Source organism: Bacillus sp. 3G2 (assembly GCF_044324725.1).
GTDB lineage: Bacteria > Bacillota > Bacilli > Bacillales > Bacillaceae_G > Bacillus_A > Bacillus_A mobilis.
Genome location: NZ_CP172246.1, coordinates 355,401 through 370,072 on the forward strand (window position 1 = coordinate 355,401; position 14,672 = coordinate 370,072).

At 36.5% G+C, this 14,672-nt stretch carries 10 protein-coding genes and 1 riboswitch; of the genes, 6 read left to right on the forward strand and 4 right to left on the reverse strand.

What is annotated here, in order from left to right; all coding sequences use genetic code 11:
• Positions 1–70: 70 nt before the first annotated feature.
• The 3 genes from ACHZK0_RS01900 to ACHZK0_RS01910 are packed head-to-tail and all read left to right on the forward strand — an operon-like array spanning position 71 to position 3,253.
• Positions 71–1,438 (forward strand): sigma-54 interaction domain-containing protein, encoded by a 1,368-nt coding sequence (locus ACHZK0_RS01900; RefSeq protein WP_061679426.1) that lies wholly within the window; start codon positions 71–73, stop codon positions 1,436–1,438.
• Entirely contained in the window at positions 1,431–2,882 is a 1,452-nt protein-coding gene (gene gabD / locus ACHZK0_RS01905) for an NADP-dependent succinate-semialdehyde dehydrogenase (protein ID WP_262741272.1), read from the forward strand. The genes ACHZK0_RS01900 and gabD overlap by 8 nt, the downstream gene beginning before the upstream one ends.
• Positions 2,883–2,929: 47 nt before the next feature.
• Positions 2,930–3,253, forward strand: coding sequence for a DMT family transporter (locus ACHZK0_RS01910; RefSeq protein ID WP_395761094.1), 324 nt, complete (start codon positions 2,930–2,932; stop codon positions 3,251–3,253).
• A 40-nt stretch (positions 3,254–3,293) separates the two neighbouring features.
• Here the strand turns inward: ACHZK0_RS01910 and ACHZK0_RS01915 are convergent, their stop codons facing one another.
• The 4 genes from ACHZK0_RS01915 to ACHZK0_RS01930 all read right to left on the reverse strand — a co-directional run bounded on the left by ACHZK0_RS01915 (position 3,294) and on the right by ACHZK0_RS01930 (position 8,545).
• Positions 3,294–4,523, reverse strand: a complete 1,230-nt coding sequence (locus tag ACHZK0_RS01915) for an aminopeptidase (protein WP_262741273.1) — start codon at positions 4,521–4,523, stop codon at positions 3,294–3,296.
• A gap of 116 nt (positions 4,524–4,639) precedes the next feature.
• Positions 4,640–5,722: a polysaccharide deacetylase family protein gene (locus ACHZK0_RS01920; protein WP_262741274.1), complete on the reverse strand. Its 1,083-nt coding sequence runs from the start codon at positions 5,720–5,722 to the stop codon at positions 4,640–4,642.
• 242 nt (positions 5,723–5,964) lie between these two features.
• A complete protein-coding gene (locus ACHZK0_RS01925) occupies positions 5,965–7,068 on the reverse strand; it encodes a polysaccharide deacetylase family protein (RefSeq protein ID WP_270606268.1) in 1,104 nt (367 codons plus the stop codon).
• Between the two features lie 280 nt (positions 7,069–7,348).
• Positions 7,349–8,545 carry a NupC/NupG family nucleoside CNT transporter gene (locus tag ACHZK0_RS01930; RefSeq protein WP_001200509.1) on the reverse strand — a complete coding sequence of 399 codons (1,197 nt, stop codon included), beginning with the start codon at positions 8,543–8,545 and terminating at the stop codon, positions 7,349–7,351.
• 202 nt (positions 8,546–8,747) lie between these two features.
• Positions 8,748–8,849: riboswitch (purine riboswitch) on the reverse strand.
• Positions 8,850–8,970: 121 nt separating this feature from the next.
• On the opposite strand from ACHZK0_RS01930, the gene rlmD reads away from it, so the two are divergent.
• The 3 genes from rlmD (at position 8,971) to ACHZK0_RS01945 (ending at position 14,650) form a co-directional block, all read left to right on the forward strand.
• Positions 8,971–10,347, forward strand: a complete 1,377-nt coding sequence (gene rlmD / locus ACHZK0_RS01935) for a 23S rRNA (uracil(1939)-C(5))-methyltransferase RlmD (protein WP_048529384.1) — start codon at positions 8,971–8,973, stop codon at positions 10,345–10,347.
• 96 nt (positions 10,348–10,443) lie between these two features.
• Complete coding sequence (locus ACHZK0_RS01940; RefSeq protein WP_270342109.1) at positions 10,444–11,433, forward strand: tRNA dihydrouridine synthase; 990 nt, start codon at positions 10,444–10,446, stop codon at positions 11,431–11,433.
• Between the two features lie 427 nt (positions 11,434–11,860).
• Positions 11,861–14,650, forward strand: coding sequence for an EAL domain-containing protein (locus ACHZK0_RS01945; RefSeq protein WP_262741277.1), 2,790 nt, complete (start codon positions 11,861–11,863; stop codon positions 14,648–14,650).
• Positions 14,651–14,672 lie beyond the last annotated feature (22 nt).

Sequence of the window (14,672 nt, forward strand, 5' to 3'; positions counted from 1 at the left end):
AATGCAGAAAATTCACTTTATAATAAAGGTAGTGAAGTGATCGATGGATTGGAAGTTAGGGGTGGCTAGGATGGTTGCAGAAAAGGAACGAATGTTAATGGATTTACAAGATGTATTTGAATATGCGTTTGACGAAATTTTTGTGACTGACGAAAAGGGAATCGTTGTGCGTGTAAATAGTACATGTGAAAGGCACTATCAATTAGCTGCCAAAGAGTTAGTAGGTAAGCATGTAAAAGAATTGCAGAAGGATGGTATTTTTTATCCATCGGCAACGTTAGAAGTAATTGAAAAAAAGAGACCGATTGAACTCGTTCAAACGACAAAATCAGGAGAGTATTTACATGTTCGTACAAGGCCTGTTTTTGACGATGAGGGGAATTTAAGAAGAGTAATTAGTTATTCTCGTGATCTTACAGAACTCTACCAATTACGTCAAAAGGTAGAGGAAATGGATAATCAGTTAAAAACATATAAAAAAGAATTAAGAGAAACGTATGAGCATGAAGGACTTATTTTTAAAAGTATCGCTATGCAAAAAATAGTCGAGACAATTAAGAAAGTATCTGTGGTAGATAGTACAGTTCTTGTTTTAGGCGAGACAGGAGTAGGGAAGAGTCGATTAGTACGTCATTTACATGAAGTGAGTAACCGGAAGAATGAAAGTTTCTATGAAATTAACTGTGCGGCATTGCCAACGAATTTAATTGAATCAGAGCTTTTTGGATACTCAGGTGGATCGTTTACAGGTGCGAATCGTGAAGGGAAAAAGGGATTATTAGAGTCAGCGCATAAAGGAACTCTTTTCTTAGATGAAATTGGCGAAATGCCGCTTGAAATTCAAGCGAAGCTTTTGCAAGTGTTGCAGGAGAAGACATTTCGCCCTATTGGCGGAAGAGAATTAAAAAAAGTGGATGTGAGAATTGTAGCGGCAACAAATCGAGATTTAAGTATGATGGTGAAACAAGGAACATTCCGGAAAGATTTATATTATCGTCTGAATGTCATTCCTATTTTAATTCCGCCACTCCGGGAAAGAACCGAAGACATCTTGCCACTCATTTATCATTATTTACAGCACTTTAACGAGAAATATGGTCGGAATGTAAAATTAGCACCTAGCACATTGCAAATGTTTGTTGGTTACCCGTGGGAAGGAAATAATAGAGAAATTGAAAATGTGATTGAGCGAATTGTTATAACTGCTGATGATATCGTTACGATAGAAGATTTACCAATAGCGATGCAAGAATCAACGGTTGAACAGTCCGGCCAAAGTCTCTATAAAATGTTAGAAGAAGTAGAACGGAATATTATTTTGAAAGCATATAAAACATATGGATCGAGTTATAAAGTAGCGGAGTTTTTAAAAATAAGTCAATCTGCTGCCACTAGGAAAATAAAGAAACTTATAGAGGAGGAAGAAAACATTGGATAAAAAAGCGACGTTTGTAAATGTAGAGAAAAAGGCGATGTATATAAATGGTGAGTGGATTACATTGCAAGAACAAATCGAAGTAAATAATCCAGCGACGAAGGAAATATTTGCGACGGTACCAAAGGGCGGAGTAACAGAGGCAAAGCAAGCTGTTGATGCTGCCCATGAAGCTTTTAAATCATGGTCTAAGTTAACAGCAGCAGACCGTGCAGTGAAGTTGAAAAAATGGTTCACACTTATTGATGAAAATAAAGAAGAGATTGCAGCAATCATGACGAGAGAACAAGGAAAGCCATTTGCAGAAGCACTTGGTGAAGTGAATTATGCAAATAGCTTTGTTGAATGGTATGCAGAAGAAGGAAAACGCGTATACGGTGAAATGATTCCTGCTTCTCATCCGAATAAACGTATTTTAGTTATGAAGCAACCAGTTGGAGTTATGGCAGCTATTACACCTTGGAATTTCCCGGCTGCTATGATTACGAGAAAGGTAGCCCCGGCGCTTGCAGCAGGATGTACAGCAGTTGTAAAACCTGCAAGTCAAACGCCGTTAACTGCGCTAAAATTAGCTGAATTAGCTCATGAAGCGGACATTCCAAAAGGCGTAATAAATATTGTAACAGGCAGTGCGAAAGCAATTGCTGATACGTGGATGGAAGATGGACGTGTTCGAAAGGTTTCCTTTACAGGATCAACGGAAATTGGGAAGGAATTAATGGCCAGTGCTGCACAAACGATGAAAAAGGTTTCACTTGAGTTAGGTGGTCACGCGCCGTTTATTGTTATGAACGATGCGGACTTAGATAAAGCGGTAGAGGCGGTAATCGGTTCGAAATTCCGTAACGCAGGACAAACGTGTATATGTACAAACCGAGTATTTGTTCAGGAAGAAGTGTATGAAGTATTTGCAGAGAAGTTTCAAAAGGCAGTAGGGCAGTTGAAAGTAGGAGACGGTTTCGGTGACGGAACGACTGTAGGACCACTTATTGACGAGAATGCAGTTTCGAAAGTACAGGAACATATTGAAGATGCTATTCAAAAGGGTGGAACAGTTTTATTTGGTGGTCAAAAGGTTGCAGAGCTAGATGGACACTTTATGCAACCAACTGTAATTGGATTGGCGAACGATACGATGCTTTGTATGAATGAAGAAACATTCGGACCAGTGGCACCAGTTGCGAAATTTAAAACGGTTGAAGAAGTAATCGAACGTGCAAATCATACACCATATGGCTTGGCTGCTTATATTTTCACAAAAGATATTAGTCAAGCATTCCAAATTAGTGAAGCGTTAGAGTACGGCATTATCGGATTAAATGATGGTCTTCCATCAGTTGCACAAGCACCGTTTGGTGGTTTTAAAGAGAGTGGTATTGGCCGCGAAGGAGGCCATTTCGGTATCGAGGAATATTTAGAAATTAAATATATTTCATTAGGACTATAAGTAGTATACTAGAATCTCTATAAGGTAACAGAGAAGGAGATTCTGGTATGGTATATTGGCTATTATTACTCATAACAATTATTTTTGAAGTAGCTGGAACAATTGCGATGAAATTATCGAATGGTTTAACAAAGCTCGTTCCAAGTGTGCTGATTTTCGTATTTTATGGAATTTGTTTTAGCGTATTTGCTATCGTTGTCAAAAAAATTCATTTAAGTATCGCTTATGCCATTTGGTCTGGTGTAGGAACATTACTTATTACAATCATTAGCGTGTATTTCTTTAAAGAGCACATTAGCTTATTCCAAGCATTTTGTATTCTCTTTATTGTTTTAGGAGTAATTGGACTCAAGGTTTCATCGGCATCATAAAAGGCTATCTTCCAGTGTGGAAGATAGCCTTTTATTTGTGTTAAAATGCCCAGTTACCTTTACGGAAGATTGGTTCATGTCTTCCATCATCTGTAATACCATCGATATCAAGCTCAGCTGATCCGATCATAAAGTCGTTGTGTGTAATACTAGTATTTGCTCCATTTTCAGCAAGTTCTTCTTTAGACATTGTTTTTCCGCCAACTAAGTTGAATGCATAAGCACTTCCAATTGCAAGATGACAAGATGCGTTTTCATCAAATAGCGTATTGTAGAATAAAATATTTGTGTTTGAAATTGGTGAGTCATGAGGTACTAAAGCCACTTCTCCTAAGAAGTGAGAACCTTCATCTGTTTCTACTAAATGTTTTAAAGCCTCTTCACCAGTTTCTGCTTTATAGTCTACGATACGTCCGTTTTCAAATGTTAACGTGAAGTTATCGATAATGTTACCTGCAAATGCTAACGGTTTTGTGCTAGATACTTGGCCGTTTACACCTGTTTTAAGTGGCATTGTAAATACTTCTTCAGTTGGAATATTCGCCATAAATGGTACGTTCTTTTCATTTAAGCTACCAGCACCAGCCCATACATGCTTTTCTGGAAGTTCGATTGTTAAATCTGTTCCAGGAGCTGTATAGTGAAGAGCTTTATAATGCTTTTCGTTTAAGTAATCAACTTTTGTATGTAACGTTTCATCGTGTTCTTTCCATGCTTCCACAGGATTTTCTAAATCAGCACGAGTAGCTTTGAAAATAGCATCCCATAGTTTTGCTTCCTGTTCTTCTGGTATAACGTCAGGGAATACTTTCGCAGCCCATTCTTTCGTAGGAACAGAAATGACACACCAGCTTACTTTATCAGCTTGTACGTAATCACGGTATACTTTCATTGCTTCACCAGCTACTTTATGAGCTGTTGCTATACGAGTTGCTTCTACACCTTTTAATAAATCAGGGTTTTCTGCATAAATAGACATAAATGCAGCGCCTTCTTTTGCTAATTCTTCACGAGCGTGTGCTTTCCAAGATGGGAACTCAGCGAATGCTTCTTCAGGAGCTAGATCGAACTTTAAGCGTGTTAAGGTCTCATCATTCCAATCGACATATACGTGTTTTGCACCAGATTTATATGCTTTTTCTGTAACGAGGCGTACAAATTGTACAGCTTCAAGAGGTGCACTAATTGATAATGTTTGTCCTGGTTGAATATTAACACCAACATTGACTGCAAGAGCAGCATATTTCTCTAACGTTTGTTCAAATGACATATGTATAATCTCCTTTAATTTGAAAGATTTCTTACTATATATAATACAAGAAAATTCAAAAAATATATATAAATATAGCGTAAAAAGAGAGCTCAAAATATATTGAGCTCTCATCGTTATTTAATCGAAGAAGCAAATTGTTCTACAGTCGTCGAATTGTGTATGCGAACACGCTTCATTTTTAACAACTCATCGGGTTCACCTTTTGTGATGAACTTTCCGGGTTTTGTTGTCGTCGCAAATTGATAATATTTCTTTGTTTCTGCAACGACTTTATCATCTACATGACCGAATGGATAAGCAACTGCGATAACGGGCTTACCTGTTATTTTTTCTAGCTTTTCTTTCGATCCCTTTAATTCTTCTTCATAGTTTGTAATCTTCGGTAAGTCTGCATGCGTTGCAGTATGAGATTGCATGGAGAAAATGCCGGAATCAACCATTTCTTTTATATCAGATGTAGAAAGAGATCCTTCAGCATCAACATTATTAACAATCATATATTCTGTTGCTGTTGGTTTAAACGTATCGTTTTTTAGCTTTTGCAAAATATGAAATGCATTCATATTATTTTTCATACCGTCATCAAATGTAACAAAGATAGGTTTATTCACTTTATTTATATCGCCCCAGTGTTCAAAAGTTAGTAATGTATAGCCGTTGTCTTTTAAATATTTCATTTGAGCTTCAAAGTTAGCGGGGGATACGAATAAATCTTTAATGCCTTGTCCGTGATAATCATCGATTGCATGGTACATAAGAACGGGAACCTTTTGCTCGAAAGTAATTGCAGATTTTGTGAGTGGAATGGTTTTCCCATCTTCTTTCATTCCTATTGCTTCAATTTGGAATTCACCGCGTTTTCCTTCAAATTCTTTTATGTCAAAAGGAAGTGTAAACTGTTTCTCTTTTTCTTTAGAAGAAAAAGATTTAGTGTGTTCCTTTCCGTCAGCTGTACGCCAAATTTTATATTGTACCTCAGTTAAAGTATCCTTTATATCTGTCATATGAATAGTGGTATTTGTAGATTCGTGTGTAATTGGATGATAAGAAATTTTACCTTGTTCTTGTACGGTCACTTCTTGTTTCTTAGTCTCTTGAACCTTTTTCTCTTTTTTAGGTTCAGGACTTACATTGCTACTGTTACAGCCAGCTAAAATGGCAGACGTACATAAAGCGATTGCTGCGTATTTTCTCATAAAATCACCTTCTATTGTGTATTATGTTGCATACGTATTTAAAATCCCCACCGCTGTAAGAGCGGTGGGGACATACCCTTGTTCATCATATCATTTTAGTAATGAGATAGGTTAGTGACTTTCAATAAATCTATTCGTTCGTCTTCTAGTGAAGTTTACTTTATCCTGCTATTTGTGGGCAGTAAGACCCCGCCTCAAAATTCAGTGAAAACAAAGAGGTCAGGTGAGGGCTGATTAAAGTTTCACTTTATAAGAGATATGAATTTTTCCATCGATGTATTAGGCCCTACAAAATGGCGTTTAATTAAGTACTGTTCGTTTGGCATCCCTTTTGTAATGTGATTGCCGTGATCAGTAGTTACTGCGAACTCATAATGTTTTTTTGTTTCTTCAACAGCTAGGTCATTATAAGAACCTACTGGATAGGCGAGAGCAATGACCTTTTTACCAGTAAGGGCTTCGATTTTTTCTTTCGAACTACGTAATTCCTCATCATAATTACTGGAATGAGCCATCATCGTATGATTAGCAGTATGCGATTGAATAGAAAAAATACCTGAATCCATCATTTGTTTTATCTCATCTGTTGATAGACGGTTTGGTTTGTCTATCTCATTTGCAGTAAGAAATTCAGTAGCCGTAGGTTGAAATCTATCATCCTTTAATTTTTGTAAAATATGAAGAGCGTTCATATTATTTTTTCGACCATCATCCATCGTTACAAAAACAGGTTTATTTACACGATTTATATCATTCCAACGTTCAAACGTAAGCATCGTATAACCGTTATCTTTTAAATATTGCATATGCTTTTCGAATTGCTCAGGTGGTACGTATAAGCCGTAATCTCCATCACTTGGTCCAGGGTATTTTTCAATTGCATGGTACATTAATACGGGTACACTTTGCTGGAATGTAATTTTAGATGTTACTAGATTTGTTTCAGTATTATCTTCTTTGATTCCTACTGTTTCAATTTGGAATTCGCCACGTTTTAAATGAAATGCTTTTAAGTGTAGTGGGAGGGCAAAGTCACGTTCTTTTTCTTGTGAAGTAAAAGTTTGTTTGCTTTCAGGACCATCAGCAGTACGCCAAATATTGTAACGTACTTGTTTGAATGAATCTCTTAAATCCTTTGTATAAAGCGTGGTGTTTTGTGCGTTATATTCATACGGGTCCCATGTAATAATCCCTTGTGTTAAAGGAAGTTCAACTGCTTTCGCTTTTTTTGGTTCAACTGTTTGTTTCGCCGTCGCTTCTTTTATTTGTTTATCACTAGTGCTACTAGTGTTACAACCTACGAGAATAGCAGAAGAAAGTAAAGCGATATATGTATATTTTTTCATTCTATCATCCTTCTATTGTGTTTTAATTATCATCAATTATGTCATGCAATCATCATTTGTATAAGTGACACTAACTCAAATTTTCGATTTTAAAAATTTGAATTATACCCTTGTACATCATATCACTATAGAATATATAGGGGAATACATTTTTGGAATAATTCGGAAAAAATAACTTATATTTTTCTGGTGGGATTTACATAAACATACATATAGAAGAAAGTAAAAAACTCCACCTAAATTTCCTTCTGAAAAAGGAGAAGTAAGGTGGAGTTTTTTATTAAATAAACAATCCAGCGATTGTTGCAGATAAAATGGAAGCAAGTGTTGATGCAAATAACATTTTCCAACCAAATTTAGAAACGATGCTTCCTTGTTTTTCAGAAAGGGCACGGATTGTACCAACAATCGCACCAATTTGGCTAATACTTGCGAAGCTAATTAAGAATACTGTAACGATTCCGACTGTACGTGGAGATAATGTTGATGCAACATCTTTTAAATCAAGGATTGCTACAAACTCGTTTAATACAATCTTCGTACCCATGATACCACCAGCTGGGATAATATCTTGAGTTGGAATACCCATTAAGAATGCGAATGGAGAAAGTATATAACCGAAAATTTGTTGTAAAGTAACAGCATATCCCATTGCACCTGAAGCGGCACTAATTACGTAGTTTACAACTTCCATCACACCGATGAAGGCAATCATTAATGCGGCAACGATACCAGCTACTTTTAAACCATCAAGCGCACCGTTAATCATTGCGCCGATAAAGCTGTCTCCGAATAGAGTTCTATCAAATTTTTGAATCACTTCATCTTCTTTCTTCGTATCAACTGGTGTTAATAGCGAACAAACGATCAAGCTTGAGAATAAGTTTAGCGGAAGAGCTGCTAGTACATATTTCGCATCTAACATCATTACGTATGATGCTGTAACAGAAGCAGAAACGGAACTCATCGCAGAACAACAAATGATAAACATACGGTTTTTATTGAAATGTTGTAAATCATTTTTAATAACGATTAACGCTTCACTTGAACCGAAGAATACAGAGTTTACTGCGTGGAATGACTCGACGCGTGGTAAACCAGTAATTTTTGAAATGGCACCGCCGACAACGCGAACGATGAATGGTAAAACACCTAAATAACTAAAGATAGAAAGTAGTGCTGAGAAAAATACGATAATTAATAGTACGTTTAAGAAAAAGACAAAATCTCTTTGAATTCCATTAAAGAGAAAATCGACACCTGTCGTACCAAGTTTAATTAGTTTGTTGAAAACTTTACCAATGAAAATAATGATTTGTTGACCAATCTTTGTGCCAAACATAAACCAACCGATTAAAATTTGAAAACCAATCATAATAGCAATTGCACGGAAGTTGATTTTACTTCTATTGTTTGACAAAGCAAAGCATAAACCTAAAACGACAAGAATACCGATAATGCTCATTACATATTGCATGTAGTTGCCCCTTTCAGAAGTTCGTATAAAGTTTGTACATAAAACGCTCGTTATATTACTAAAAATAAAACAAAGAGGTTTTATGTCATACGTAAGATGTCTGACCTTTTAGAAAAATAAAAATAAAAAAAGACCCATATGGATTCACTTTCATCTATGAGAGAAAGCTAATCAATATGAGTCTTTTTTTGCACATAGGCTAATATTCATTAGTTTTCCCCATAGTCCAGCAATTTAAGGTTGCCGGGTAGAAACTCTCGATCCATATTATCGAATATATATGAGGTAACATCGTCCGTATTAAATTAGTAGTAGCGTAACATTAACAGAGAACTATCGTCAATAGCTTTTTTTCTTCCGATAGAAATAGACCATATAAGTATGATAAAATGTAACGCAGTGTTATGAAAAAGAGAGGTCGGAAAATGAGTACAAAAATGACGCCACCAGTTGAGAAAAACGAGTTTATAGATGTAGTATTTGAAGATTTAACACATGATGGTGCCGGTGTTGCGAAAGTAAAGGGCTATCCTATTTTCGTTAAAAACGGATTACCAGGTGAAGAAGCACAAATTAAAATTATTAAAGTGAAGAAAAACTTCGCATTCGGTCGTTTAATGAAGCTTCATACAGAGAGCCCATATCGTAAAGATGCAGAATGTCCAGTGTACAATCAGTGCGGCGGTTGTCAGCTTCAGCACTTAACATATGAAGGACAATTACAAGCGAAAGAAAAACAAGTACGTGACGTTATGCAGCGCATTGGCGGATTAAGCGATGTTCCTGTGCATCCTGTACTTGGCATGAAGAATCCATGGGTATACCGTAACAAAGCACAAGTACCAATTGGAGAACGTGAAGGTGGACTTGTCGCTGGTTTCTATCGCCAAGGAACACATGACATCATTAATATGGAATCATGTTTAATTCAGGCAGAAGAAAACGATACATTAATCCAGGAAGTAAAACGTATTTGTGAAAAACACGGTATTTCGGCATACAACGAAGAGCGTAATAAAGGAACACTTCGCCACGTAATGGCTCGTTACGGACAAGTAACAGGGGAAATTATGCTTGTCTTCATTACTCGTACAGCAGAATTACCAAACAAAAAAGCAATCATTGAAGAAATTGCTGCAAAATTCCCAGAAGTAAAATCGATTGTTCAAAACGTAAACACGAAACGTACAAACGTAATCTTCGGAGACACAACGACAGTACTGTACGGATCAGAATATATTTATGACTTTATCGGTGACATTAAATTTGCAATTTCAGCACGTTCATTCTATCAAGTAAATCCAGAACAAACGAAAGTGTTATATGATAAAACGCTAGAATATGCAAAATTAGATGGCAACGAAACAGTAATTGATGCCTATTGCGGAATTGGATCTATCTCCTTATTCCTAGCGCAAAAAGCGAAAAAAGTGTACGGTGTTGAAATCGTCCCAGAAGCAATCGAAGACGCAAACCGAAACGCAGCACTAAACAACATGACAAACGCTGAATTTGGCGTAGGAGAAGCAGAAGTAGTCATTCCAAAATGGTACAAAGAAGGCGTAATCGCTGACACAATGGTCGTAGATCCACCGCGTAAAGGTTGTGATGAGGCACTACTAAACACAATCATCGACATGAAACCGAAACGCGTCGTATACGTTTCATGCAATCCAGCAACATTAGCACGTGACTTAAAAGTACTAGAAGAAGGCGGATATAAAACCCAGGAAGTACAACCTGTTGATATGTTCCCGCATACGACGCATGTAGAGTGTGTAGCTTGGCTTAAGTTGGTATAATAGGAAAGCAGTTGATATAGGAAAATCTATACCATCTGCTTTTTGGTTTATTGAGAGTTTGAAATTGCATTCATATTGAGAGGATTTGAATTTGAAATGATAGATAATTTTTGGCGTGATTTACCACGACCATTTTTCGTACTTGCACCAATGGAAGATGTGACAGACGTTGTGTTCCGTCACGTAGTAAGTGAAGCTGGTCGCCCAGACGTATTCTTCACAGAGTTCACAAACTCGGATAGCTATTGTCATCCAGAAGGTATGAAAAGTGTACGTGGCCGTTTAATTTTTACAGAAGATGAACAACCGATCGTGGCGCATATTTGGGGAGATAATCCTGAATATTTCCGTCAAATGAGTATTGGTATGGCAGAGTTAGGATTTAAAGGCATCGACATTAATATGGGGTGCCCTGTACCGAACGTTGCATCAAGAGGAAAAGGTAGTGGCCTTATTCTACGTCCAGATGTTGCAGCAGAACTTATTCAAGCAGCAAAAGCGGGCGGACTGCCTGTTAGCGTAAAAACGAGGCTGGGCTTTAAAGAGTTAAGCGAATGGGAAGATTGGTTAACGCATATTTTCAAACAAGATATCGCAAACCTTTCTATTCACTTACGTACAAGAGAAGAAATGAGCCAAGTGGATGCGCATTGGGAACTAATTCCGGAAATTAAAAAATTACGTGACCGTATCGCACCAAATACACTAATAACAATTAACGGCGACATTCCTGACCGTAAAATCGGACTGGAACTTGCTGAAAAATACGGCATTGATGGTGTTATGATCGGACGAGGTATCTTTAAAAATCCGTTTGCTTTCGAAAAAGAGCCAAGAGAGCATAGCAGTAAAGAACACCTAGATCTTTTAAGACTACAACTTGATCTTCAAGATCAATATGCAGAAGTATTACCACGCTCCATCACAGGACTACATCGCTTCTTCAAAATTTATGTAAAAGGCTTCCCTGGAGCTGCTGAATTAAGAAATCAATTGATGAGCACAAAATCAACTGATGAAGTACGCGCATTACTTGATAAGTTTGAGGCGAGTGTGAATGTGGTAGAAGGTAGTGAAACGGTATAACTCCCTGAAGTAGAGGTAGTTTGAATAGACAGATGGGAATCTTGACTCAGATGAGTAGGGATTCCCATCTGTTTTTTTGTTTTAATGTATTAAAAAGCAATAAGTAATGTTGTACATTGTTACCTGAATGTAGTGGTATTTGTTTCATTTTAAGTAAGCTGAGTTGTATCATCAGTAAATGAATTTTTGTGGCTGTATGACCTTTAGTAATGACAACGTATGTATCGCGCAACTGAGTAATAAAAATATTAAATGATTATGCAAACAATTCCTATATTAAATCTATAAAAAACATTATAATAGTGAGAAATATGAAATATTTTGTCGAATTAGTAATAAATGCATAGTAAAATGATAGTATTGATAGGTTTTGGATAAAAGTTTTTGGATATAAATGGATATTTTCAATGAAATGGAGTTCGTTTTTATGTTGAAGGAACAAACGAGGTATTCTCGACTTGCGAATATAACTAAAATGATTAATACAAAGCTGGATTTACGTGAAGTTTTAGAGCAAGTCACAATAGCAATTTCTGAAGAAATCGTTCAATGCGATTCTGTTGGTATTTATTTGCCGCAGGAAGATGGGACTTTTAGAGGGTATGTAGGAAAACCGGAAGTTATTAACGGATGGACATTGGATATGCATGTCATTGATACAGATATTGACCTGCTGGCGAAAGAAGTAATTGAAACAAAAAAAGCCATCTATATACCTGATACATCTAAGGATAGCCGGCCAGATCCGAGAGCAGTGGAAGGGTTTCGAATTAAATCTTTATTCGTTCTTCCTATCTCTTTTGAAGAAGAGTTATTTGGTCTAGTTTTTTTATTTGATTACGGAATTCCCATGAACTTAACAGAGTCAGAAATTCAAACAGTTGAGGCATATGTGAATATGGCGGCTGTTGCGATTCAAAATGCGAACAATTTAACTCATAAGGTAAACCTTATTGCTGAAAAACAGCTCTTGCTGGATGTGACACGGGACTTATCTATGTGTTCCTCCATGCAGGAAAGTCTTGATACCTGTTTTTCCTATTTAGGAAAAGTTTTAGACAATTATAATATCGGGGTTCATTTACTAGAGCCTTTAGCTAAGAAGAAAATTAGACCGGTGAAGTTAAGTAAGGATTCAGAATGGACAGAAGAAGATTGGATCAAGACACATGATAAGATAAAATTTGATAAAAGTAATGATAGAGTCACGCAAGAGGTCATTGAAACAAAAAAGCCAATCTGGATTCCAGATGTTTATGCAGATCCGCGCCCAAACCATGATGTTTGCCGTAATTTTGGTATGAAGGGACTCTTTATGTTGCCGTTGGTTTCAATGGGAGAGGTATTAGGACAAATATCCGTGGTCAATCTAGGAGATAGTAATTTTAGTTATTCTGAAGGGCAAATACAGCTGTCGCAATCTATTGTCGATGCAACTGCTTCCACGCTATCAAACCTTTTATATATGGAAAAACAGGAAATTATTATCGAAGAGAGGACCTCAGAAATTACAGTTAAAAATAAGGAACTGGAACGAGTAATAACTGAATTACAGCAGCTTAGCCGTGAGAAGGAATTGATTCTCAATTCTGCTGGAGAAGGAATTTTTGGTTTAGACCTTGATGGGAATATTACCTTTTGTAACCCAGCTGGTGCTTCCATGTTAGGCTATGATATAAAAAATGAATTAATAGGAAAACCGTCCAGTATGGTTTTCAACGGAATTGAAGTAGGAAAGAAAAAGCAGGTGGCCTCAGGTTACGATGAAAATTGGAATCTTTACGATAAAACTGAGCAGTTTTTTAGAAAAGATCAATCCTGTTTTCCGGTGGAGTATGTCATTTCCTCTATAAAAGAAGGGAATGAAATTGTCGGAGAAGTCGTTACCTTTAAGGATATAACCCAAAGGAAACAAATGGAGGAAGAAATAAAATATCATGCTTATTTTGATAGTTTAACAGATCTACCTAATAGAGTTCTACTAAAGGACAGGCTAACTCAAGGGCTGACATATGCTCAATTAAATGCTGAAAAATTAGCAGTTCTGTATTTGGATTTAGACAGGTTTAAGTTTGTGAATGATACGCTCGGGCATAGCTTCGGTGATCTGCTGTTGCGAGAAGTTGCAAATCGATTAAGTGCTTGTGTTCCTAAAAGTGCTACGGTCTCGAGACAGGGCGGGGATGAATTTACTATTTATTTACCGAATATCAAAAGTGAAAAAGAAGTGTTAAAGGTAGTAAATCGTGTCATTGATTCTTTTTCAAGACCATTTCAGTTAGTAGACAATGAAATCTATATGAAAACGAGTATTGGTATTAGTATATTTCCTGATAACGGTGATACGACTGAAATCTTAGTTAAAAATGCAGACACAGCTATGTATAAATCGAAAGAAATATCAGGAAGTAGCTATCATTTCTTCAGTGAAGGAATGGATACTAGAACTTTTGAAAGCATCAAGCTAGAAAATGATTTGTATAAGGCATTGGAACAAGAAGAACTTGTGATTTATTACCAACCGCAAATAAATGGTAAAACGAATAAGATTGAGGGCGTAGAGGCTTTAATTAGGTGGAACCATCGAGAACATGGGATGATACCGCCTGATCAATTTATCCCAATAGCTGAAGAAACTGGATTAATAGTCCAGATAGGTGAATGGGTTCTAAAAGAGGCCTGCAGGCAATTAAAGAAATGGCACGATCAAGGTTGCCCATTAATTAGTATGTCTGTGAATTTATCTGCACGTCAATTCGAACAAAGTGATTTATTTTCTATGGTCAAAAATGTTTTAGAGGAAGTAGAGCTATCTCCGAGGTATATACAACTAGAACTCACCGAAAATTTAATTGTTAAAAATACGGAATCAACTTTAAAAACAATGAAGAAATTAAAAGGTCTAGGAATCAACCTCGCTATTGATGATTTCGGGACTGGCTATTCATCTTTAGGGTATTTGAAAAAATTGCCTATTTCAACGTTAAAAATTGATAAATCCTTTGTACAGGATATGACAAAAGATGATGCAGCTATTACGAATACTATTATTACGCTGGCTAAGAATTTGAACCTTGATGTTATTGCTGAAGGTGTTGAAACAAAGGAACAGGTCGAATTTTTATCTGCACGAAATTGTTATTTGATGCAAGGGTATTTTTTCAGCCGTCCTATGCCAGCTGAAGACATCGAAAAACTTTTTTTAATAGAGAAATAAATTAAAAATGAATGGAGCATAC